Here is a 19392-nt window from a genome sequence, read left to right as displayed (position 1 = left end):
CAAGAAAAAGGCCCCGCCACCGTGCCGGCAGCGGAGCCTTTCAAGATCACTGTAGCGATCAGTACTTGTAGGATACGCCGCTATAGAAGCGCTTGCCGGAATAGGCCAGCTCGCCCAGGCGGATATCGTCGCCCGACGTCGTGCGCTCGCTTTCGCCGGTCAGGTTCTTGCCTTCGATGAAGAAGGACACGCCCGTGTCGCCGAGACGATAGGTGGCCTTGGCATCCAGATAGCCGGTACCATCGCGGAACACCGGATTGCCCGAGCGTTCGGAGGCGGCCTGCAGCCACTTGGTACGGCCATTATAGGCGACGCGGATATTGATGCCATCCTTGTCGTAATAGGCGATCAGGTTGTAGCTGTGCGTCGACAGGCCGGGGAAGGGCAGTTCCTCACCGGTCAGCGAGTTGAACAGGCCGACATTCTTGGCCTTGGAGTAGGTGTAATTCACGCTGGCACCCAGCCCGTCAAAGGGCGAGGGCAGGAAGGTGAAGGCCGTCTGTGCCGACAGTTCCAGGCCGTTGATCTTGGCACCACTGCCATTGATCGGCATATTCACGTCGTACAGCGTGCCATCCTTGAACACATCCACACCGCGCACCAGGGTGCGGGCCAGAATGAAGCTCTTCACATCCTTGTAGAAATAGGCAGCGCTCAGCAGCGTGTCGGCATTCATGAACCAGGACAGGTTGGCGTCGTACTGGTCGGCGCGGTACGGGTCCAGGTTCGGGTTGCCGAAGGTGCAGACATCGGCCTGCGTGTCGTTCGTCTCATCGATCACGCAGTTCGGATTGCCCGACGATGCGATCAGGTCGGTCGGCTTCGGACGCGCCATAACCTTGGCATAGCCCAGGCGGGCAATGACCTCATCCGGGATCAGGCCGAGCGAGATATTAAAGGCCGGCAGCGTGTCGGTGTACTTTTCCTTCACGGCCACGGCGGTGGAGCCGATGGTTTCCGTTGTGATCACGCCGGCACTGTTGGTGAAGCGGCGGGTCTTGGCCAGGGCGCCGACGGCATCGACCTGCGTCTCCACCACACGTACGCCAAAATTGCCGTCCACAGGCATGTCGCCCAGGTCGAAGGCATAGTTGGCCTTCACATAACCGGCCTTGATGGTTTCGGTCAGGTCATGGGCCGGGATCTGATCGATGCCGTTGGCGCTGCGGACCCGGTCATGGTTGAAGTTGGAGATATCGAACCAGTCGCCGATGGCGGCAACGTTCGGCGCCATCCAACCCTTGGGGATATTGCCGGTATTGCCGCCGAAGCCGCTAAAGAAGTTCTGCGGCGTCAGGCTGGCGGTGGCCCGGACGAAATCGACCAGACGCTGCGGCGTCCAGATCAGGCCATTGGTGGCCGTACCCAGCGACACGGTGCTGGTGACATTGGCGGTCGGAATGGCGACACCGCCCGGCGCGGTATAACCGCCACCGGCATAGCGAAGCGACCCCGTCTCACGCCACTGAACACCGGTCTCCAGCGTGGTCAGGAACCAGCGGTCCAGGTCGTAATCAATGTCGAACTTGGCCGAATCCTCGGTCACGTCGACTTCTTCGGGACGGTACTGAACCTCGGCGCCGCCGCTGCGATAGGTTTCCGGGTTGCTGGGGTCGAAACCTGTCGGGAAGGTGAAGGACGGGATGCCGTTATCGGCGATATCGACACGGATGCCCGGCACCGTTGCGCTGATCGCGGCGGAGTTGGTGTTGCTGCGCATCGTGGATTCGGACGAGGTATAGAACCCGTTCATCCGCAGCGCATCATGGTTCCAGTTGAAGCCGCCCGTGTAATAGTGGGACTTCAGCTTGTAGTCGAAGCCGCGCATCTGCGACCCGAAGATGCGGCCGGCACCGGTGGTGACTGTCGGCGCTGTGGCGGCGGTGGTCAGACCGATGACATTGTGGTTCTCATCCACCGACACGCCGACCGGATTGATGCGCGACGCCGCCGTCAGATCGACCGTATAGTTATAGTCGGTCAGGAACTGGTCACGCTGGTTCCAGTTGATGTCGGTATAGACATCCAGTTCGTCCGTGACCTGATACTGCAGCGTGGTCATCGCCGTGACGCGCTTGTCCTCGCGCTGCCAGATGCCGTAACGCGGAATGCGCGGCGACATATCGTACCATTGCGATTCACAGCTGGTGCGGTTGGCGGCCGTGCTCTGGCTGGCGCAGGCGGCCTTGGTGGCCACACTCTCAAAACCGGCCACATTGCGGGTCTTGTTGGGCGAATTGTCGTAATCGGCCAGCGCCACCCATTCGGTGTTGCGCAGGAAATCGCCTCGGGTTTCGACATCGTCATAGGTGACGTTCACCAGCACGCCGAAACGGTCGTCCAGGAACTTGTCGCCATAGGTCAGGTTCCCGCGCGGGGTGACATTCTTTTCCAGGTCCAGATACTGACCCGCCGCCGTGACGGCGAACAGCGTCTTCTTCAGTTCCAGGGGCCGGCGCGTCTGCACCGACACGGTACCGCCGACGCCGCCTTCGGTCATGTCGGCAGTATAGCCCTTGAACACGTCGATGGACTTGATCAGTTCTGACGCCATGTCGCGCAGATCGGACCCGCGCGAGCCTGTGCCGGCGCTGCCCAGAACGGAAACGCCATTGATTTCAACGCGGTTCAGATCCGGCTCGACACCACGGATGGAGACGGACTCACCCTCGCCGAAGGAGCGGGAAAGCTGAACGCCGGTGATACGCTGCAGGGCTTCGCCGACATTCTTGTCCGGGAACTGGGCCACATCTTCGGCAACCAGGCTGTCGACGACCGTGCTGGCTTTCTTCTTGCGGTCGATGGCCGACTGCAAGGAGGCGCGGGTGCCGACAACGATGATCTCTTCCAGTTCAACCGTCTCAGCCGGGGCAGTCTGCGCCAGGGCGGGCATGGAAACCGCTGTCATCAACAAGCCGAAACCAGCGCTGGCCAGCAGTTTCCCCGACCGCGCCGTGCGGCTCTTCACATACTTCATCTCTCAACTCCTCCCCACAAGGCGGGCCGCCAATCTGATGGGGCGGCCAGGGTGTTTTTGTTGCGTCTTGCGCCATTGGTTGGCGCGATTCCAACATATGGAACGTTGTCCCAAAAATAATATAATACCAAATCATGACATATGAAAGCGTATTGTGAAATTCGCTCCCAAATTTTTGTCAAACTGTTTCAGATATTGAGAGAAAAGCCCCGGTCGGGACGGGCCCGACCGGGTAGCTATAGGAGGGAAGCAAGGTGAAAGATCACCTGCGTATCCAAGGCGCCCGTCAGTTCGGACGGGGTTTGGATACCGGGCGGCGGGGGCGCCGGCCGGTCCTGTGACGTCTTTCCCGGCCCTGGCACGGCGGGGGTGTCCACGGGCCGGGAAGGACGTAATCTATTGAAAGGGCCCCATCCGATTTCGGAAACTGGACGGCGTCAGCTTTCGCCCTGACCATGCGTGATGGCGGGCCTGGAAGCAAGAAAATTTTTCACATTGCAGAACATGAAGTCACATAATGGGATTGTGCGCTGTCGATGATTTTCGTAGGCGGCAATGGGGTGGCGATCATCCAGGCCGACACCAAAATGTGGCTGCGAAAAAAATCTCATATTGTGTGATGTTGATCCACATTGTATGACTAAATTGTATGACATTTGACGAGAGCCCCGCAGAAGGGGCCGCACCATTGGCAAGGGAGTGGATCAATGACGCCCATTGCGTTCCGCATGAAACTGAAGCCCGGACATGTGGCCGAGTACAAGCGCCGCCATGACGTGCTCTGGCCGGATCTGGCCGACGCGCTGCGCGATGCCGGTATCTATGATTACTCCATTTTCCTCGATGAGGAGAGCCTTTCCCTGTTCGCGGTCCTGCGGCTGACGCAAGACAACAAGGCCGACGAATTGCCCAAACTGCCCGTCATGCGCCGCTGGTGGGATTATATGGCCGACATCATGGATGTGAACCCGGACAACAGCCCCGTGCAGGTGCCGTTGCCCAGCATGTTCTATTTCCCGTGATCGAGGCGCCCCGACCCATGACGCAGATTTCCCGGAATGCGCGCCGTCTGGCGCTGATGCTGGCCCCGCTCCTGTCACCGGTGGCAATGGCGGCGGACGCACCGTCCTATATCCTGACATCCTTCATCAATGGCGATGCCAAATCGATGTCGGTCTACCGCTCCACGGACGCAGTGAATTTCACATTGGAAAAGGCCGAGGCGTTCAAGCCGCCGCAGGGCCTGCTGCGTGACCCCAGCATCATCCGGCATAAGGATGGCTGGTACTATGTCACCTACACGACCGATTGGAACAATGACCTGATCGGTTTTGCCCGATCGAAGGACCTGAAGGAATGGACCTTCCTGGGCAACCACAAGATTTCCATTCCCGGCACGACCAATTCCTGGGCGCCGGAATGGTTCGTGGATGCGGATGGGTCGGTCCATATCATCCTGGCCGTGTCCACCAACGGCCCGAACGGACAGTTCAAGACCTATCGCCTGACCGCCAAAGATGACAGCCTGTCCAACTGGACAGCGCCGTCGGTGCTGCACGGTCTGGGCCCCAACCATATCGACGCCAAGATCATCCAGGAGGCGGGCCGCTACTACGCCTTCATCAAGAACGAGACGACCAAGTTCATCGAGCTGGCGACGGCGCCGAAGCTGGATGGTCCCTGGGTGTTCATCCGCACTGGCGACTGGGCCGGGTGGGGCACGCTGGTGGAGGGGCCGGCGGTGGTGAAGCGGCCCGATGGTGGCTGGCGCATCTATTTCGACCAGTATGTCGAGAAACGCTACTGGTACAGCGACAGCATCGGCCCCGGCTTCACCGGCCAATGGGCACCGAAGGTGGAACTGCCCGGCGGCCTGTCCGGCAAGGTCCGGCATTTCACGGTGCTGAAGGATGAGCTGCCGGCCAAGAAGCCGGTTGCCGCCCCGCTGGCGACGCCCGTCACCTGGGATCACTATTCCCTGAAGGTGGGTGGTGAGCGGATTTTCAGCTGGGGCGGGGAAATGCACCCGTTCCGCCTGCCCAGCCCCGACCTGTGGCGCGACGTGTTCCAGAAGATGAAGGCGTCCGGGTACAACACCGTCGCCATCTATTTCGGCTGGGGCTATCACTCGCCCAAGCCCGGCGTGTATGATTTCACGGGCGTGCGCGACATGGACCGCGTGCTGACCATGGCCAAGGAGGCGGGGCTTTACGTCATCGTCCGGCCCGGCCCGTACATGAATGCCGAGGTCACGCGTGGCGGCTTCCCCAGCTGGCTGGTCAAGCAGCAGGCCAAGGCCCGCACCGATCATCCCGAATATCTGGCAGCATCCGATGAATGGCTGACGGCCATCAACAGTATCCTGAAGAAGCACCAGATCACCGACGGTGGCGGCACGGTCATCGCCTATCAGATCGAAAACGAACTGGATGTGACGCAGCCGACTCAAGCGCGCTATATGCAGCACCTGTATGACAAGGCGCGGGCCGACGGGATCACGGTTCCCATCTTCCACAATGACAAGGGCCGCAACGGCAATTGGGTGCCCAGGGGCAGCAATGTGCCGGGCACGGTGGAGGGGCCGAACGACCTTTACGCCTTTGACGGCTATCCCGGCGGGTCCTGCGATGTTGACGCCACGGTGGGCAAGCCGAACCTCGCCCCCGATTGGGGGATGTATGGTCCCGGCGGTGCGTCGGGCGGGGCCAGCGCGTCGCCCAACACACCAGGCTTTGCGGCAGAGTATGGCGGTGGCTGGTTCGATTACTGGGGCAGCAATGGCGCCTATGGCTGCAACGCGCAGCGTCTGGGCAGCGGGTACCAGCGGGTGTTCTATGGCACCAATATCGCCAACGGCCTGACCATCCAGAGCTTCTACATGACCTATGGCGGCACCAGCTGGGGCTGGATGCCGGCACCTGTGGTCTATACGTCCTACGATTACGGCTCCGCCATCGACGAGGCGCGGGGGCTGCGGGAAAAGGCACGCGGCATCAAGCTGATGGGTCACTTCCTGCAAACGGTGAAGGACCTGGCGCAGATGGACCGGGCCACCGGCCTGGTCCCCAGCAGCCCGAATGTCCGCCTCTATCACAATGTGAACCCTGAGACGGGAACGCGCCTGCTGGTCGCCACGCACGCGCCCAACAATGCCCAGACGGATGATGTTTTCAGCTTCAAGGTCCCGCTGCCCGATGGCGAATACAGCATCCCACAGGCAGGCACCCTGCGCCTGAAGGGGCATGACGCCAAGCTGTGGCTGGCCGGCTATAATCTGGAACGCCAGCGGCTGGTCTATTCCACCTCTGAACTGTTCACCCATCTGCGCCAAGGTGCTGGCGACCTTGCCCTGTTCTATGGACGACAGGGGGAGGATGGGGAGATGGTGCTGCGCTACAGCAGCGCCCCCACCGTCACCGTGTTGGACGGCAAGGTTGAGAGCGTCTTTGACGCGGCCAAGGGTGACCTGCGCCTGAATTACAGCCACCAGGGTCTTGCCCGCGTGCGGATCAGCGGCGGGGGACGGCCCGCCCTGACCCTGCTGCTCGCCGATCTTCCCACCGCCGAGACCTTCTGGCAGCAGGAGACGAAGGATGGCGTACTGCTGCAACGTGGCCCCACCCTGGTCCGTACTGCCGCGGTCAAGGGCAAGACCCTGGACCTGACGGGCGATACTGAAAGTGACAGCCCGTTGGAGGTCTGGGGACCTGCCGCCGTTACGTCGGTGCGCTGGAACGGCGCGTCGGTCGCGGTGGAGAAGGGGGTGGGCGGCAGCCTGATCGCCAAGAAGGACCTGTCCGGTCCCGTGGCGGTCAATCTGCCCGACCTGACCAAGGCTTCATGGCGGTTCCAGGCCGGATCGCCCGAGGCCGCCAAGGAGTTCGATGACAGCGCCTGGGCCGTGGCCAAGCCGGGTCGCACCGCCAGCTTTGTGAAGCCGCCGGGTGGTCAGCCGCTGCTGAACATGGATGATTACAACTTCCATCACGGCGATGTCTGGTACCGGGGCCGCTATACCGTGCAGCCGGGTGCCTCCAAGCTGGAACTGCATTACGGGGCCGGGGGTGCCGGCATGGTTCAGGCTTGGCTGGATGGACGCTATATCGGTCAGCATGTGCTGCCGACCGGCCTGCCGCGCCCGCCGGGCCAGGGGCTGGCGACCTTTACCATTCCCGAAGATTTGCAGGCGCCGGGCGAGCGTGTGCTGTCCGTCATGGTCCGCAATAATTCCCATCATTGGGACCTGGATGTTGACGATCTGCACAAGGAAGCGCGCGGCCTGATTTCCGCCTCGCTGTCCACGCCGACGGGCAAAAGCTTTGCGGTGCCCATCGCCTGGAAGATCCAGGGCAATCTGGGTGGCGAGGATATTGCCGATCCCGTGCGCGGCGTGTTCAATAATGGCGGCCAGTATGGGGAGCGCAACGGCTGGCACCTGCCGGGCTTTGACGACAAGGGCTGGACGACAGCGTCGGTGCCGGCCAATGCCGCACAGCCGGGGACGGTCTGGTACCGTACGGAATTTACGCTTGACCTGCCCAAGGGTCAGGATAGCGCCGTCGGTCTGTCGTTCGGCGATGCCACGGTCCCGCGCTCGGTCGGCTCCTATCGCGTCCTGATCTTCCTGAATGGCTGGAACATGGGTCAGTTCATCGCCGATGTCGGGCCGCAGCGCACCTTCGTGCTGCCCACCGGTATCCTGAACCCCAATGGCAAGAATACCCTGGCCTTGGCCGTGACGTCGGATGGCAAGCCGGGCGATACGCTGGAAGCCGTGAAGCTGGTCAGCCTGCGCAATGCCCGTTCATCCCTGACCGTCGGCACGGTCCCGGCGCCGGGGTACAAGGAGGTGGTGAAGTGAAAGGTCACCCTATCCATTCTCTGCCCGTCATCCCGGCGAAAGCCGGGGCCCGGGGGCCGCATGCCCGACCTTTCAGCCTACACCCAGCGACCCAAACCCTATCGTAGCACCCCTGGCCCCTGGGTCCCGGCTTTCGCCGGGATGACGGGGGAAAGGCGGATTGACCAACCCAAGATTACGTATCTAAGAAAGACCATCCCATGCCCAACCTCGCCCATGGCCTGCAGGCCGCAGATGTCACCCGAACCATCGACCTGCTGATCAGCAATCTTGTCGATATCAAGGATGAGACGGGGGAATTCCTGCTGCGGCTGGATGATGGCCGCATCATCGACACCAAGGGCTGGAACGACTGGGAATGGACCCACGGCATCGGCCTGTACGGGATGTGGAAATATTATGAGATGACGGGCAGCGAGCGTGCCTTTCAGATCATGCTGGACTGGTTCCGCGACCGTTTCGCTGCCGGCACGCCGACCAAGAACATCAACACCGTCAGCCCCTTCCTGACGCTGGCCTATCTCTATGAAAAGACGGGCAACCAGACCTATATCCCGTACCTGGACACCTGGGCCGAATGGGTCATGCATGGCCTGCCCAAGACGGAAGAGGGCGGGTTCCAGCATATCGTGTTCAATAGCGAGAACCCGCAGCAGCTGTGGGACGACACGTTGATGATGTCGGTCCTGCCGCTGGCCAAGATCGGCCTGCTTTTGGGCCGTCCGGAATATGTGGAGGAGGCCAAGCGCCAGTTCCTCATCCATATCAAGTATCTGTTCGACACCAAGACCGGCCTGTGGTTCCACGGCTGGACCTTTGATGGCCGCCACAACTTCGCCGATGCCCTGTGGGCCCGCGGCAATTGCTGGGTCACCATCGCCATCCCGGAATTCATCGAACTGCTGGATCTGAAGCCCGGCGACCCGCTGCGCACCTTCCTGATCGACACGCTGGAAAATCAGGTCAAGGCGCTGGCCAAGTACCAGACCGAGGATGGCCGCTGGCACACGCTGATCAACGACCCGACCTCGTATCTGGAAAGCTCGGCCGCCGCCGGTTTCGCCTATGGCATCATGAAGGCCGTGCGCAAGCGCTATATCAGTGCCGAATATGAGCCGATGGCCATCAAGGCGGTGCACGCCGTCCTGAACAAGATCGCCCCGGATGGGGAGCTGCAGGAAGTGTCGTTCGGCACGGCGCTCGGCAGCGACTTGCAGTACTACCGCGACGTCAAGCTGACCTCCATGCCCTATGGCCAGTCGCTGGCCATCGTCTGCCTGACGGAAATGCTGCGTCGGTTTATTTGAGGGTTGAGTGAGCTGTTAACTCCTCTCTCAACTGTCATCCCCACGCAAGTGGGGACCCAGCATAAGGCGCGGTTAGCGCCGATATGAGTTATGTCGCAGCTATCGCTGCTCACGCTGGGTCCCCGCTTTCGCGGGGATGACGGGTGGAGAGGGGGCGGCGATCAACCACAAAAACAAAACCCCAGAGGAAACACCGATGAGCCAGCGTAGTGTGAAGCCCATCAATTACCTGGCCTATGGGGCCAACGATATCCTGGGGGCGGGGTCGATGGCCGTGATCAGCGGCTGGATCCTGTTTTTCTACACGACCTTCTGCGGGCTGTCGGCGACGCAGGCGGCGGCGATTTTCGCCATCGCGCGCCTGCTGGACGCCATTGTCAGCCCCATCGTCGGGCATCTGTCCGACAATTTCTACCGCACCCGCCTGGGCCGCCGGTTCGGGCGGCGGCGTTTCTTCCTGATGATCTGTATCCCGCTGGTGCCCAGCTTCGCCCTGATGTGGGTTAGCGGGCAGGGCTTCTGGTATTATCTGGCAACCTACGTGCTGTTTGAAACAGTCTATGCCATCGTCCTGATCCCCTATGAAACCTTGGCCGCCGAAATGACCAAGGATTACAAGATCAAGGCGAAGCTGGCCGGCATCCGCATCCTGTTCGCGCAAAGCTCCGCCATCGCCGCCGGCTTCCTGCCCGCCGCCATTGTCGGCTGGGTCGGTGGCAAGGACAGCGCCGATACGTTCCTGATCATGGGCATCATCTTTGCCGTGGCCTTTGCCATCGTGCTGTCCTTCACCTGGGCCTTCACCTATGAGCGCTCCGTCGCTGAGGTGGAACAGATGAAGGCAGGCGAACCGGCCCTGACCCTGGGCGACAGCTTCAAGAAGCTGTACAGCGATCTGTTCTCCACCCTGAAAATCCGCGCCTTCCGCCTGCATCTGGGCATGTATCTGGGCGGCTATATCAGCCAGGACGTGTTCAACGCCGTCTTCACCTATTTCATCGTCTTCGTGCTGGCGGGGTCAGTCTCAGAGGCGTCGAACCTGCTGGGCAGCATGTATATCGCGCAGCTGTTCGCGGTGGCGATGTTCATCCAGCTCTGCCTGCGTTTCCATCCCGCCCCCTCCTACCGGCTGGCGGTCTGTTTCTATATCCTGGGCGTCATCGGCTTTCTGTCGATCCATTTCTTCCGGCCAGAGAACCTGCATCTGTGGCTGTTCGTGCCCATCATCCTGTCGGGCCTGGGCCGGGGTGGTCTGAACTACATCCCCTGGAACACCTATAACTACATGGCGGACGTGGACGAGGTGGTGACCGCCAAGCGGCGCGAGGGGATTTTCGCAGGCGTCATGACCTTCATCCGCAAGGCGACGCAGGCCGGTGCCGTGATGGGCGTGGGCCTGATTCTGGAGGCTGGCGGCTTTATGCCGAAGGCGCCCGTGCAGAGCGATCAGGCCATCACCACCATCCTGGCCGTGATGGGCATCGGCACCATCGGCGTGCTGCTGGCCGGCTTCGCCGTGTCCCGCCGCTTCCGCCTGGACGGGCCGCGTCATGTCATCCTGATGGAGGAAATCGCCCGCTTCAAGGAAGGCCGCATGGACACCACGCCGGACCGCCGCGCCATCCTGGAGGACCTGACCGGGTGGAAGTACGAGCGGCTGTGGGGGCGGTGAGGGGCCAATTTCCCGTCATCCCGGCGGAAGCCGGGACCCAGGGGCCAAGCGCCCGACCTGTCCGCAGCGTAATGTGAAGCGGCGCAGATGTTTTCCCCGTGACCCCTGGGTCCCGGCTTGTCGCCGGGATGACGAAATAGGGGAATAGCGGGCCAGTCAAAGAACAGCATTCCGGGAGACGTCCATGACCAGCCTGCCCATCGTCGATCCCCACATGCATCTGTGGGATTTCACGCGTCAGCATTATTCCTGGCTGATGGACAGGCCGCTGCCGTCCAACGCCGCCGGCAATGTGGAACCCATCGCCAAGCCTTATGGTCTTTCCGATTATCTGGCCGACATTGCGGGTTTTGACGTGCGTGGGGTCGTGCATGTGGAGGCCGGCGCCAGCACCGCCCATTCCCTGGCGGAGACGCAGTGGCTGCAAGGCGTGGCGGATGAGGGGCGGCTGCCCATGGCGCTGGTGGCGTTCGCCGCGCTGAATGATCCCAACGTGGAGAAGCTGCTGGCCGCACATGCCGAGCATGGGGCGGTGCGCGGTATCCGCCATATCATCAACTGGCACAGCGATCCGGCCCGGACCTATTCCGCGCGCGATGTGATCGGCGATGCCGACTGGCAGCGTGGCTATGCCTTGCTTGCCAAGTACGGCCTGTCCTTCGACCTGCAAATCTACCCCTCTCAGATGGCGGTGGCGGCGGAACTGGCGGCACGGCACCCGAATATCCCGGTCATCCTGAACCATGCCGGCATGCCCACGGATCAGGATACGGACGGGCTGGCGCTGTGGCGGAAGGGTCTGGCCCTGCTGGCAGCGCAGCCGAATGTGGCGATCAAGATATCCGGTCTGGCCATGATCGATCGGCAATGGAGTGTGGACAGCCTGCGCCCCTTCGTCCGCCACGCCATCGACGCGTTCGGGACTGACCGGGCGATGTTCGCCAGCAATTTCCCCGTCGACAAGCTGTATGGCGGGTTCGGCGCGCATTACGCCGCCTATGACACCATCACAGCGGATTTCACCGATGCCGACCGCCGGGCGATGTTTGCCGGCAATGCCGCCCGCCTCTATCGTCTGGCGGTGACGCTGTGAGGGGGCTGACACGGCGGGAGTTGGGCCTGTCGGCGCTGGCCACCGGTGCCCTGTTCGCCCTGCCGGCGGGGGCGGCGGTGGGGCCGGAACGGCAGGGTGACTATATCCTGGGTGCCGACATCTCCTGGATACCGGAGGATGAGGCGGCGGGGGCCGAATACTATCTGGACGGAAAGCGCCAGGATATCTTCACCATCCTGACGGGGGCGGGGTTCAACTGGGTCCGGTTGCGCCTGTTCGTGAACCCGGAAAATGGCTATTCGGCGGGCAAGAAAGACAGCCCGTGGTGCGGGCTGGAACAGACGATCAAACTGGCCCGGCGGGTGAAGGCGGCGGGGATGAAGATCGCCCTGACCTTCCATTACTCCGACACCTGGGCCGACCCGCAGCATCAGAATAAACCAGCCGCTTGGGCGACCCTGGCCTTCCCCGATCTGGTGAAGGCGGTGGAGGCGCATACGCGCGACAGCCTGACCGCCATGAAGGCGGCGGGGGTGCTGCCCGATATGGTGCATGTCGGGAACGAGGTGACGTTCGGCATGTTGTGGCCGGAAGGCCGTGTGGCCCTGCCGGTGCCCACGGGCAATCCCGCCACCGATGCGGTGCATCTGAAACCCGAAGGCATTGGCGGCTACGATCAGTTCGCCACCCTGCTGAAGGCTGGGATCAAGGCGACGCGGGAGGTGGCGCCCCAGGCCAGCATCATGCTGCATAATCATCTGGGCCGGCATTGGGTGATCGTGCGCGAATGGACCGACGCGCTGCTGTCGCGCGGGGTGGATTTCGATCTGGTTGGATTTTCCTGTTACCAGCAGCTGGCAGAGGGAGATTGGGAGCGGACCTTTACGGAGTTCGTGAAGCGCTACCCCAAACTGGGTTTTTGTGCGGTGGAATATTCCGGTCGCAAGGAACACCTGAACGATCTGGTTTTCAATGCGCCGGGCAAACGCGGCTGGGGCAGCTTCATCTGGGAACCGACCCGGCATCAGGAAGCGGTCTTTGACAAGGAGGGTCGCAATGCCGGTGGCGGGGCCAAACCCAACCTTCTGTCACAAGGCATCAACGCCGCCGAGGCGCCGGGGACCGTCCAGCCCGGCACTCCAGCGCCCCCACCCCCCGTCGGTCCCCTGCGCCATGGTGAGGGCGGGCGATATGAGGCGAACCCGTTCCTGACGCTTTATCGCGGCCTGTCGCAGAAATATGGGGGCAGGTGATGCGGCATTCCCCCCTCCACGTCATCCCGGCGAACGCCGGGACCCAGAGGCAACAGGATCAAACCTCACCGCTGCCTGGATCGACGCGGCGGGGCCGTTGGGCGCGTGGCCCCTGGGTCCCGGCTTTCGCCGGGATGACGGTGGGGGTGTGCTTTGCCATTCTAAGCCTCGGGATCGCCATGCCCGCCCTTGCCGAACCCGACCGCTGGGGATTCCACTTCAATGGCAAGGGCGACGGCACGCCCGTGTCGGCGACGGAAACCTATGACCCTGTCAAGGGTTATGGGTTTGAACCCGGCTTTGCACCCGATGGAGACAAGCCGTTCCTGTTCTCCGTCAAGGTGCCGGAGGGCAATTACCGGGTCACGGTGACCCTTGGCGACACCAGGGCCAAGGCGCGGACCAGCGTGAAGGCGGAAAGCCGCCGTCTGATGCTGTGGGGGGTGGAGACGGGCAAGGGCCGGTTCGATACCCGGTCCTTCATCGTCAATGTCCGCACAACCGCCCTGCCGTCCCCGCCGCAGAACGCCCCCGGCGGCACCGCCGTTCGCATCAATGAGCGGGAGGTGGGGAAGCTGCATTGGGATGACAAGCTGACCCTGGAATTTGCCGACAAGGCCCCGCGTGTCGCCGCCATGCGCGTGGAAAAGGTTGACGTTCCAACGGTTTACTTGGCCGGCGACAGCACCGTGACGGATCAGCCCGCCGAACCGGGCGCCAGCTGGGGCCAGATGCTGACCAGCATGCTGACGCCCGACATTGCGGTCGCCAACCATGCCGAGTCCGGCGAGACGATGAAGAGTTTCATCACCGGTCTGCGCCTGGACAAGATACTGTCCAGTATCAAAGCTGGCGATTACCTGTTCATCCAGTTCGGCCACAATGACAGCAAGGCGGCTTGGCCGCAGACCTATGTCGATGCAGCCTCGACATATCCTGCATACCTGCGCGTCTTCATCGCGGAGGCGAAGCGGCGGGGGGCGGTACCGGTGCTGGTCACCTCTCCCCACCGCCGCACTTTTGATGCGGCAGGCCACATCACCAACAGCCATGGCGATTATCCCGACGCGGTGCGCAAGGTCGCGGCGCAAGAGGGTGTGGCCCTGATCGACCTGAACGCGATGTCCAAGGATATTTATGAGGCGTTGGGGCCGGACATCGCCCCGCGCGCCTTCAGCAATGGCGGCAAGGACCCCACGCATCACAATAATTACGGGGCGTGGCTGTTGGCCCATGCCGTGGTGGCGGGGATCGCGGCCAGCGACCTACCCCTGAAATCCCATATCCGGCCTGACTTGCTCCCGTTCGACCCCAGGCATCCGCCGGGGCCGGATGCGCTGATCCTGCCGGAAAGCCCGATCCGGTCGGATTTGGTGCCACGAGGAAACTAAACGTAGGTCAGGTCGAGGCGAAGCCTCGCCCTGACGAAAAAGCTTTCAATCCGATGCTGTCAGGGCTCGCCTTTGGCTCGACCTGACCTACGGCACATGAGGGAGGATATTATGAACCGCCGCCAGCTTTTCACCGCTGCCACCGCAACCGCCCTGATGACGGGCATCGCGACTGGGGCCAGTGCCGCTGATGCGCCGGGAACGGTGTTGCCGCTGTGGCCCGGAAAGCCACCGGGCGGGGAGAAGGTAACGGCGACACAATCGGAGATCGCCCGGTCGGACGATCCGCGTTTCAAGGATGTGGCCATCCTGAATGTGACCCAACCCAACCTGACCCTGTTCCGCCCGGTCAAGCCCAATGGTGCCGCCATGCTGATCATTCCTGGTGGCGGGTATCAGCGGGTGGTGGTGGGCAAGGAGGGGTATGACATTGCGCAATGGCTGGTAGGGGCGGGGATAACGGTCTATGTCCTGCTCTACCGTCTGCCCGCCGATGGCTGGACCGCCGGACCCGACGCGCCGTTGCAGGATGCGCAGCGCGCCATCCGCGTAATGCGGTCACAGGCCGGGACCTATGGGTTCGATCCCAACCGCATCGGCGTCATGGGCTTTTCCGCCGGCGGGCATCTGGCTTCCATGGCGGCCACGCGGTATGGCAAGCAGACCTACGCGCCCGTGGATGCGGCGGATGCGCTGTCGGCCCGGCCCGATATCGCGGCGCTGGGCTATCCCGTCATCTCCATGCTGCCCGGCATCACCCATGGCGGTTCGGCCAAGCAGATGCTGGGCGATAACCCCGACGCTGCGAAGATCGAGGAATTTTCCGCCGACAAGGGCGTGCCCGCCGACGCGCCCCCCACCTTCATCACCCATGCCGCCGATGATGGCGCGGTGCCGGTGGAAAACGCGCTTCTAATGTATGCGGCACTGCGGGCGCAGAAGGCCAAGGTCGCCATGCATCTGTTCGAGGCGGGTGGGCACGGGTTCGGCCTGCGCGCGGAAAAGGCGGCGCCGGTAGCGGCATGGCCGCAACTGTTCCTGGATTGGAGCCGGACGCATGGTTTTGCGTAAACTATTGGCCCCGGCATTTCTGCTGGCGACCCTCACCACCCCCAGCTTTGCCGAAGCGCCCAAACCCCTGTTCCGCGATCCCGTGTTTGACGGGGCAGCGGATGCGTCGCTGGTCTATGACCCTGCCGGTCAGCAATGGGTGATGTTCTACACCAACCGCCGCGCCACCCTGGCGGGGGCGCAGGGGGTGGAATGGGTACATGGCACGCGCATCGGACGGGCCGTGTCCAAGGATGGCGGCAACAGCTGGACCTATGACGGTACTGCCGACATTCGCTATGGCAGCGGTGAGGACATCACCTATTGGGCGCCCAATGTCGAGTATATCGGCGGGCAGTGGCACATGTTCCTGACCATCGTGCCGGGCGTTTTCAAGGATTGGAACGCCAGCCGCGAGATCGTGCACCTGATCAGCCGCGATCTGAAGGTCTGGGACTTTGCCGGCAAGGTCGATCTGGGGTCGGATCGGGTGATCGACGCGGCAGTGCATCCGCTGCCGGGCGGCGGCTGGCGCCTCTGGTACAAGGATGAACGCGACGGGTCCGCCACCCATTATGCCGACAGCAAGGATTTGAAGGTCTGGACCCATGGCGGCGTCGCCGTGAAGACGCGCGGGGAAGGGCCGCAGATCATCGAATGGCAGGGCTGGTACTGGCTGATCATGGATGCCTGGGACGGGCTGGGCGTCTATCGCTCCAAGGACCTGACCAACTGGGAACATCAGCCCGATAATCTGCTGAAACAGCCCGGCACCGCCCTGACCGACCGGGCCAAGGGCGGGCATCCCGATGTGGTGGTCAGCGGTGGTCGCGCCTTCCTGTTCTATTTCGTGCAGCAGGGTGGGGAGCCGGAGGCGGCCAGTGACCCGACATGGCAGCGCCGGTCAGTGATCCAGGTGGCCGAACTGCGGTTCAAGGATGGCTGGCTGACCGCCGACCGCGAAGCCCCCGTGGATGTAAGGCTGCTGCCACCATGACCGAATGGATCGATATCCGTGACCATGGCGCCGTCGGCGATGGGGTGAGCATCGACAGCCCCGCCATCAACCGCGCCATCCAGGCCGCTGCCGCCGCAGGGGGTGGGGCGGTGCGCGTGCCGGCGGGGGTGTGGCTATGCTTCTCCATCCGGTTGGCGTCGCATGTCCGGCTGCATCTGGATGCAGGCGCGGTGATCTGCGCGGCGGTGCCGGGGGCGGGGGGCGCCTATGACCTGCCGGAAGCAAACCCGCACGACCTCTATCAGGATTTCGGCCATTCCCATTGGCATAACAGCCTGATCTGGGGCGAGGGGCTGACCGATATCGCCATCACCGGCCCCGGACTGATCGATGGGCACGGCCTGACCTCCAAGGGGCCGGGGGCGAAATGGGCCAAGCGTAAAGGGTACTTCCCCGAGAGCATGGCAGGGATGAGTGCGACTGAACTGGCCGCCGAGGACCCGGAAGAGGCGGCCATGCAGGGCCAGGGCAACAAGGCCATCGCCCTGAAACACTGCACCTACGTCACCCTCAGCGATTTCACCATCGCCAGGGGCGGGCATTTCGCCGTGCTGGCGACGGGCGTCGATCACCTGACCATCAACCGACTGCGCATCGATACCGACCGCGATGGGCTGGACCTGGATTGTGTGCGCCATTGCGTGGTCAGCCATTGCCGCATCAACACGCCCAATGATGATGCCATCGTCCTGAAATCCTCCCTGGCGCTGGGGCAGTTACGGCCCACGGCGCATGTGCGCATCCATGATTGCCATGTCAGCGGCTTTGACCCCGGTTCCATGCTGGACGGCAGTTTCCGTCGCACGCAGGACAAGGCCCCCGATCAGGATGGGATGACGGGGCGTATCAAGCTGGGCACCGAAAGCAACGGTGGCTTTCACGATATCGAGATCACAAGCTGTAGCTTTGAACGCTCACGCGGTTTGGCGCTGGAAACCGTGGATGGCGGCATGCTGACCGATGTGCGGGTCAGCGACATCACCATGCGGGAGATTACCACGGCGGCCCTGTTCATCTATGCCGGGGCGCGGATGCGCGCACCGGAGGGAACGCCGCCCGGCGGCATCCGGGGTGTGCGTATCGAACGGGTGCGGGCAACCGATGTCGATCCGCGCTTTGCCAGCATCATCGCGGGGCAGGCGGGAAACCCGGTGCGCGATGTGGTGCTGTCGGATATCGACATCACCTATCGCGGCGGTCTTGCCGCCCTGGATGTGCCCGTCCCAGAAAAGCCCGACGCCTATCCCGAACCCAGCATGTTCGGCCCGCTGCCGGCCTGGGGCCTGTTCATCCGTCACGCGGCGGACGTGCGGGTGCAGGGCGCCAGCCTTTCCACGACCCAGCCCGATGGCCGCCCGGCCCTGTGGCTGGACGATGTGGAGGCTGTGCATTTTGAACAGGTCAATCTGAATAACCACGCTGCGACCCCGCCCCTGGTCTGCCGGGATGTGCGCGGCCTGACGGGGGAGATGATGCCATGATGATCAAACGCTTGGGTCTGGCGGCCCTGGCCCTGCTGGCCGGCCTGTCGGTATCGGCGGCGGAGGTGCCGCGCGAATGGGTGGACAAGGATACGGGCCACCGCGTCATCCGTCTGTCGACAGAGCCGGGGACGCGCAGCCTGTATTTCCATCAGAATGGCTATACGCCCGACGGCAAGACCCTGATCGTCACCAATCCCAATGGTATCGACACGATCGACCTTGCCACCCGCGTGCAGAAGCGGCTGGTGGCCGGCGCCGACCTGAACCTGCTGTTCACGGGACCGAAAACCGGCCGTGTCTTCTTCACCCGTAAACCGCAACTGGCCGAGGGGGAGGGGGTGGAGGTCTTCGCCGCCGACCCCGCGACGGGCAAGGTGAAGAAGGTCGCCCAGGTGAGAAAGGGGCAGATCGGGTCGATCAATGCCGATGAGACCCTGCTGCTGGGCGTGCTGGCCGAACGGAAGTTCGAGCTGCAGCCCGGTGCGCCCGACCCGAAGAATACCCGCTTCGACAATCACTATGAATATGTCGGGCCGGACGGCAAACCCATGGTCTATGCCGATGCCAAGGAGGTGCGGCTATACCAGCGGCTGGAAGCGCGGGTACCGATGGAGATATTCACCATCGACCTGAAAACCGGTGCGCAGCGCACGGTCCACAAGGCCACGGACTGGCTGAACCATCTGCAATTCTCCCCCACCGATCCCACGCTGATCATGTTCTGTCATGAGGGGCCCTGGCACCGGGTGGACCGTATCTGGACCATCCGTACCGATGGCACCGGCCTGACCAAGATCCATACCCGCACCATGAATATGGAAATCGCGGGGCATGAGTTCTTCAGCGCCGATGGCAAGACCATCTGGTACGACCTGCAAACCCCGCGTGGGGAGGATTTCTGGCTGGCCGGGTACGAGATCGCAACGGGTAAACGCACCTGGTACCACCTGACCCGCGATGAATGGTCGGTGCATTTCAATGTCTCGCGCGACGGCACCTTGTTCGCGGGCGATGGCGGCGATGCGGAGATGGTGGCCAAGGCCCAGGACGGCAAATGGATTTACCTGTTCCGGCCCGAAGGTATTCCCGATGTTGCCGGCATCCATGCCACCAATGCCGATGACCTGATCCGCCCCGGCGTGCTGCGGGCGGAGAAACTGGTTAACATGAAGGATCATGATTACCGGCTGGAACCCAACATCACCTTCACGCCCGACGGGAAATGGATCATCTTCCGCGCCAACATGCATGGTGATGTGCATGTCTATGCGGTAGAGGTGGCGACGCCCTGACCGGCGCAGCCCCTTGGTTTTCCACAATTTTCA

Annotated in this window: 12 protein-coding genes; 11 read left to right on the top strand and 1 reads right to left on the bottom strand. The window is 62.7% G+C overall.

Annotated elements, in window-relative coordinates; genetic code table 11:
• Window positions 1-58 precede the first annotated feature (58 nt).
• Window positions 59-2977 carry a TonB-dependent receptor gene (locus tag ACODSP_RS04495; RefSeq protein WP_488964431.1) on the bottom strand — a complete coding sequence of 973 codons (2919 nt, stop codon included), beginning with the start codon at window positions 2975-2977 and terminating at the stop codon, window positions 59-61.
• 707 nt (window positions 2978-3684) lie between these two features.
• Between ACODSP_RS04495 and rhaM the strand changes: the two genes are divergently transcribed.
• From rhaM to ACODSP_RS04440, 11 genes are all read left to right on the top strand, one after another.
• Window positions 3685-3999 (top strand): L-rhamnose mutarotase, encoded by a 315-nt coding sequence (rhaM, locus tag ACODSP_RS04490; protein ID WP_488964430.1) that lies wholly within the window; start codon window positions 3685-3687, stop codon window positions 3997-3999.
• Between the two features lie 17 nt (window positions 4000-4016).
• Window positions 4017-7838, top strand: a complete 3822-nt coding sequence (locus tag ACODSP_RS04485) for a beta-galactosidase (protein WP_488964429.1) — start codon at window positions 4017-4019, stop codon at window positions 7836-7838.
• Window positions 7839-8038: 200 nt separating this feature from the next.
• Window positions 8039-9145 (top strand): beta-galactosidase BglB, encoded by a 1107-nt coding sequence (bglB, locus tag ACODSP_RS04480; RefSeq protein ID WP_488964428.1) that lies wholly within the window; start codon window positions 8039-8041, stop codon window positions 9143-9145.
• Window positions 9146-9341: 196 nt separating this feature from the next.
• Window positions 9342-10817 carry an MFS transporter gene (locus ACODSP_RS04475; RefSeq protein WP_488964427.1) on the top strand — a complete coding sequence of 492 codons (1476 nt, stop codon included), beginning with the start codon at window positions 9342-9344 and terminating at the stop codon, window positions 10815-10817.
• Between the two features lie 184 nt (window positions 10818-11001).
• Window positions 11002-11910, top strand: coding sequence for an amidohydrolase family protein (locus ACODSP_RS04470; RefSeq protein ID WP_488964426.1), 909 nt, complete (start codon window positions 11002-11004; stop codon window positions 11908-11910).
• The gene (locus ACODSP_RS04465) at window positions 11907-13124 is read left to right on the top strand and encodes a glycosyl hydrolase 53 family protein (RefSeq protein ID WP_488964425.1); all 1218 of its coding nucleotides are present in this window, start codon (window positions 11907-11909) and stop codon (window positions 13122-13124) included. Before ACODSP_RS04470 ends, ACODSP_RS04465 begins: the two co-directional genes overlap by 4 nt.
• Before the next feature lie 179 nt (window positions 13125-13303).
• Window positions 13304-14515 (top strand): rhamnogalacturonan acetylesterase, encoded by a 1212-nt coding sequence (locus tag ACODSP_RS04460; protein WP_488964424.1) that lies wholly within the window; start codon window positions 13304-13306, stop codon window positions 14513-14515.
• Between the two features lie 111 nt (window positions 14516-14626).
• Window positions 14627-15586: an alpha/beta hydrolase gene (locus ACODSP_RS04455; protein WP_488964423.1), complete on the top strand. Its 960-nt coding sequence runs from the start codon at window positions 14627-14629 to the stop codon at window positions 15584-15586.
• A complete protein-coding gene (locus ACODSP_RS04450; RefSeq protein ID WP_488964422.1) occupies window positions 15573-16562 on the top strand; it encodes a hypothetical protein in 990 nt (329 codons plus the stop codon). The genes ACODSP_RS04455 and ACODSP_RS04450 overlap by 14 nt, the downstream gene beginning before the upstream one ends.
• Entirely contained in the window at window positions 16559-18064 is a 1506-nt protein-coding gene (locus ACODSP_RS04445) for a rhamnogalacturonidase (protein ID WP_488964421.1), read from the top strand. The genes ACODSP_RS04450 and ACODSP_RS04445 overlap by 4 nt, the downstream gene beginning before the upstream one ends.
• Window positions 18061-19359 carry an oligogalacturonate lyase family protein gene (locus ACODSP_RS04440; RefSeq protein WP_488964420.1) on the top strand — a complete coding sequence of 433 codons (1299 nt, stop codon included), beginning with the start codon at window positions 18061-18063 and terminating at the stop codon, window positions 19357-19359. The genes ACODSP_RS04445 and ACODSP_RS04440 overlap by 4 nt, the downstream gene beginning before the upstream one ends.
• Window positions 19360-19392 lie beyond the last annotated feature (33 nt).

Source organism: Niveispirillum sp. FG156 (assembly GCF_057809555.1).
Note: the sequence above shows the minus strand (reverse complement) of the source record. Positions and strands in the feature narration are given on the sequence as shown.

Coding starts and splice junctions, on each gene's coding strand:
- ACODSP_RS04455 (WP_488964423.1), top strand. CDS start 14,627: ATGAACCGCCGCCAGCTTTTCACCGCTGCCACCGCAACCGCCCTGATG.
- ACODSP_RS04450 (WP_488964422.1), top strand. CDS start 15,573: ATGGTTTTGCGTAAACTATTGGCCCCGGCATTTCTGCTGGCGACCCTC.
- ACODSP_RS04495 (WP_488964431.1), bottom strand. CDS start 2,977: ATGAAGTATGTGAAGAGCCGCACGGCGCGGTCGGGGAAACTGCTGGCC.
- ACODSP_RS04440 (WP_488964420.1), top strand. CDS start 18,061: ATGATGATCAAACGCTTGGGTCTGGCGGCCCTGGCCCTGCTGGCCGGC.
- ACODSP_RS04485 (WP_488964429.1), top strand. CDS start 4,017: ATGACGCAGATTTCCCGGAATGCGCGCCGTCTGGCGCTGATGCTGGCC.
- ACODSP_RS04475 (WP_488964427.1), top strand. CDS start 9,342: ATGAGCCAGCGTAGTGTGAAGCCCATCAATTACCTGGCCTATGGGGCC.
- bglB (WP_488964428.1), top strand. CDS start 8,039: ATGCCCAACCTCGCCCATGGCCTGCAGGCCGCAGATGTCACCCGAACC.
- rhaM (WP_488964430.1), top strand. CDS start 3,685: ATGACGCCCATTGCGTTCCGCATGAAACTGAAGCCCGGACATGTGGCC.
- ACODSP_RS04460 (WP_488964424.1), top strand. CDS start 13,304: ATGCCCGCCCTTGCCGAACCCGACCGCTGGGGATTCCACTTCAATGGC.
- ACODSP_RS04470 (WP_488964426.1), top strand. CDS start 11,002: ATGACCAGCCTGCCCATCGTCGATCCCCACATGCATCTGTGGGATTTC.
- ACODSP_RS04445 (WP_488964421.1), top strand. CDS start 16,559: ATGACCGAATGGATCGATATCCGTGACCATGGCGCCGTCGGCGATGGG.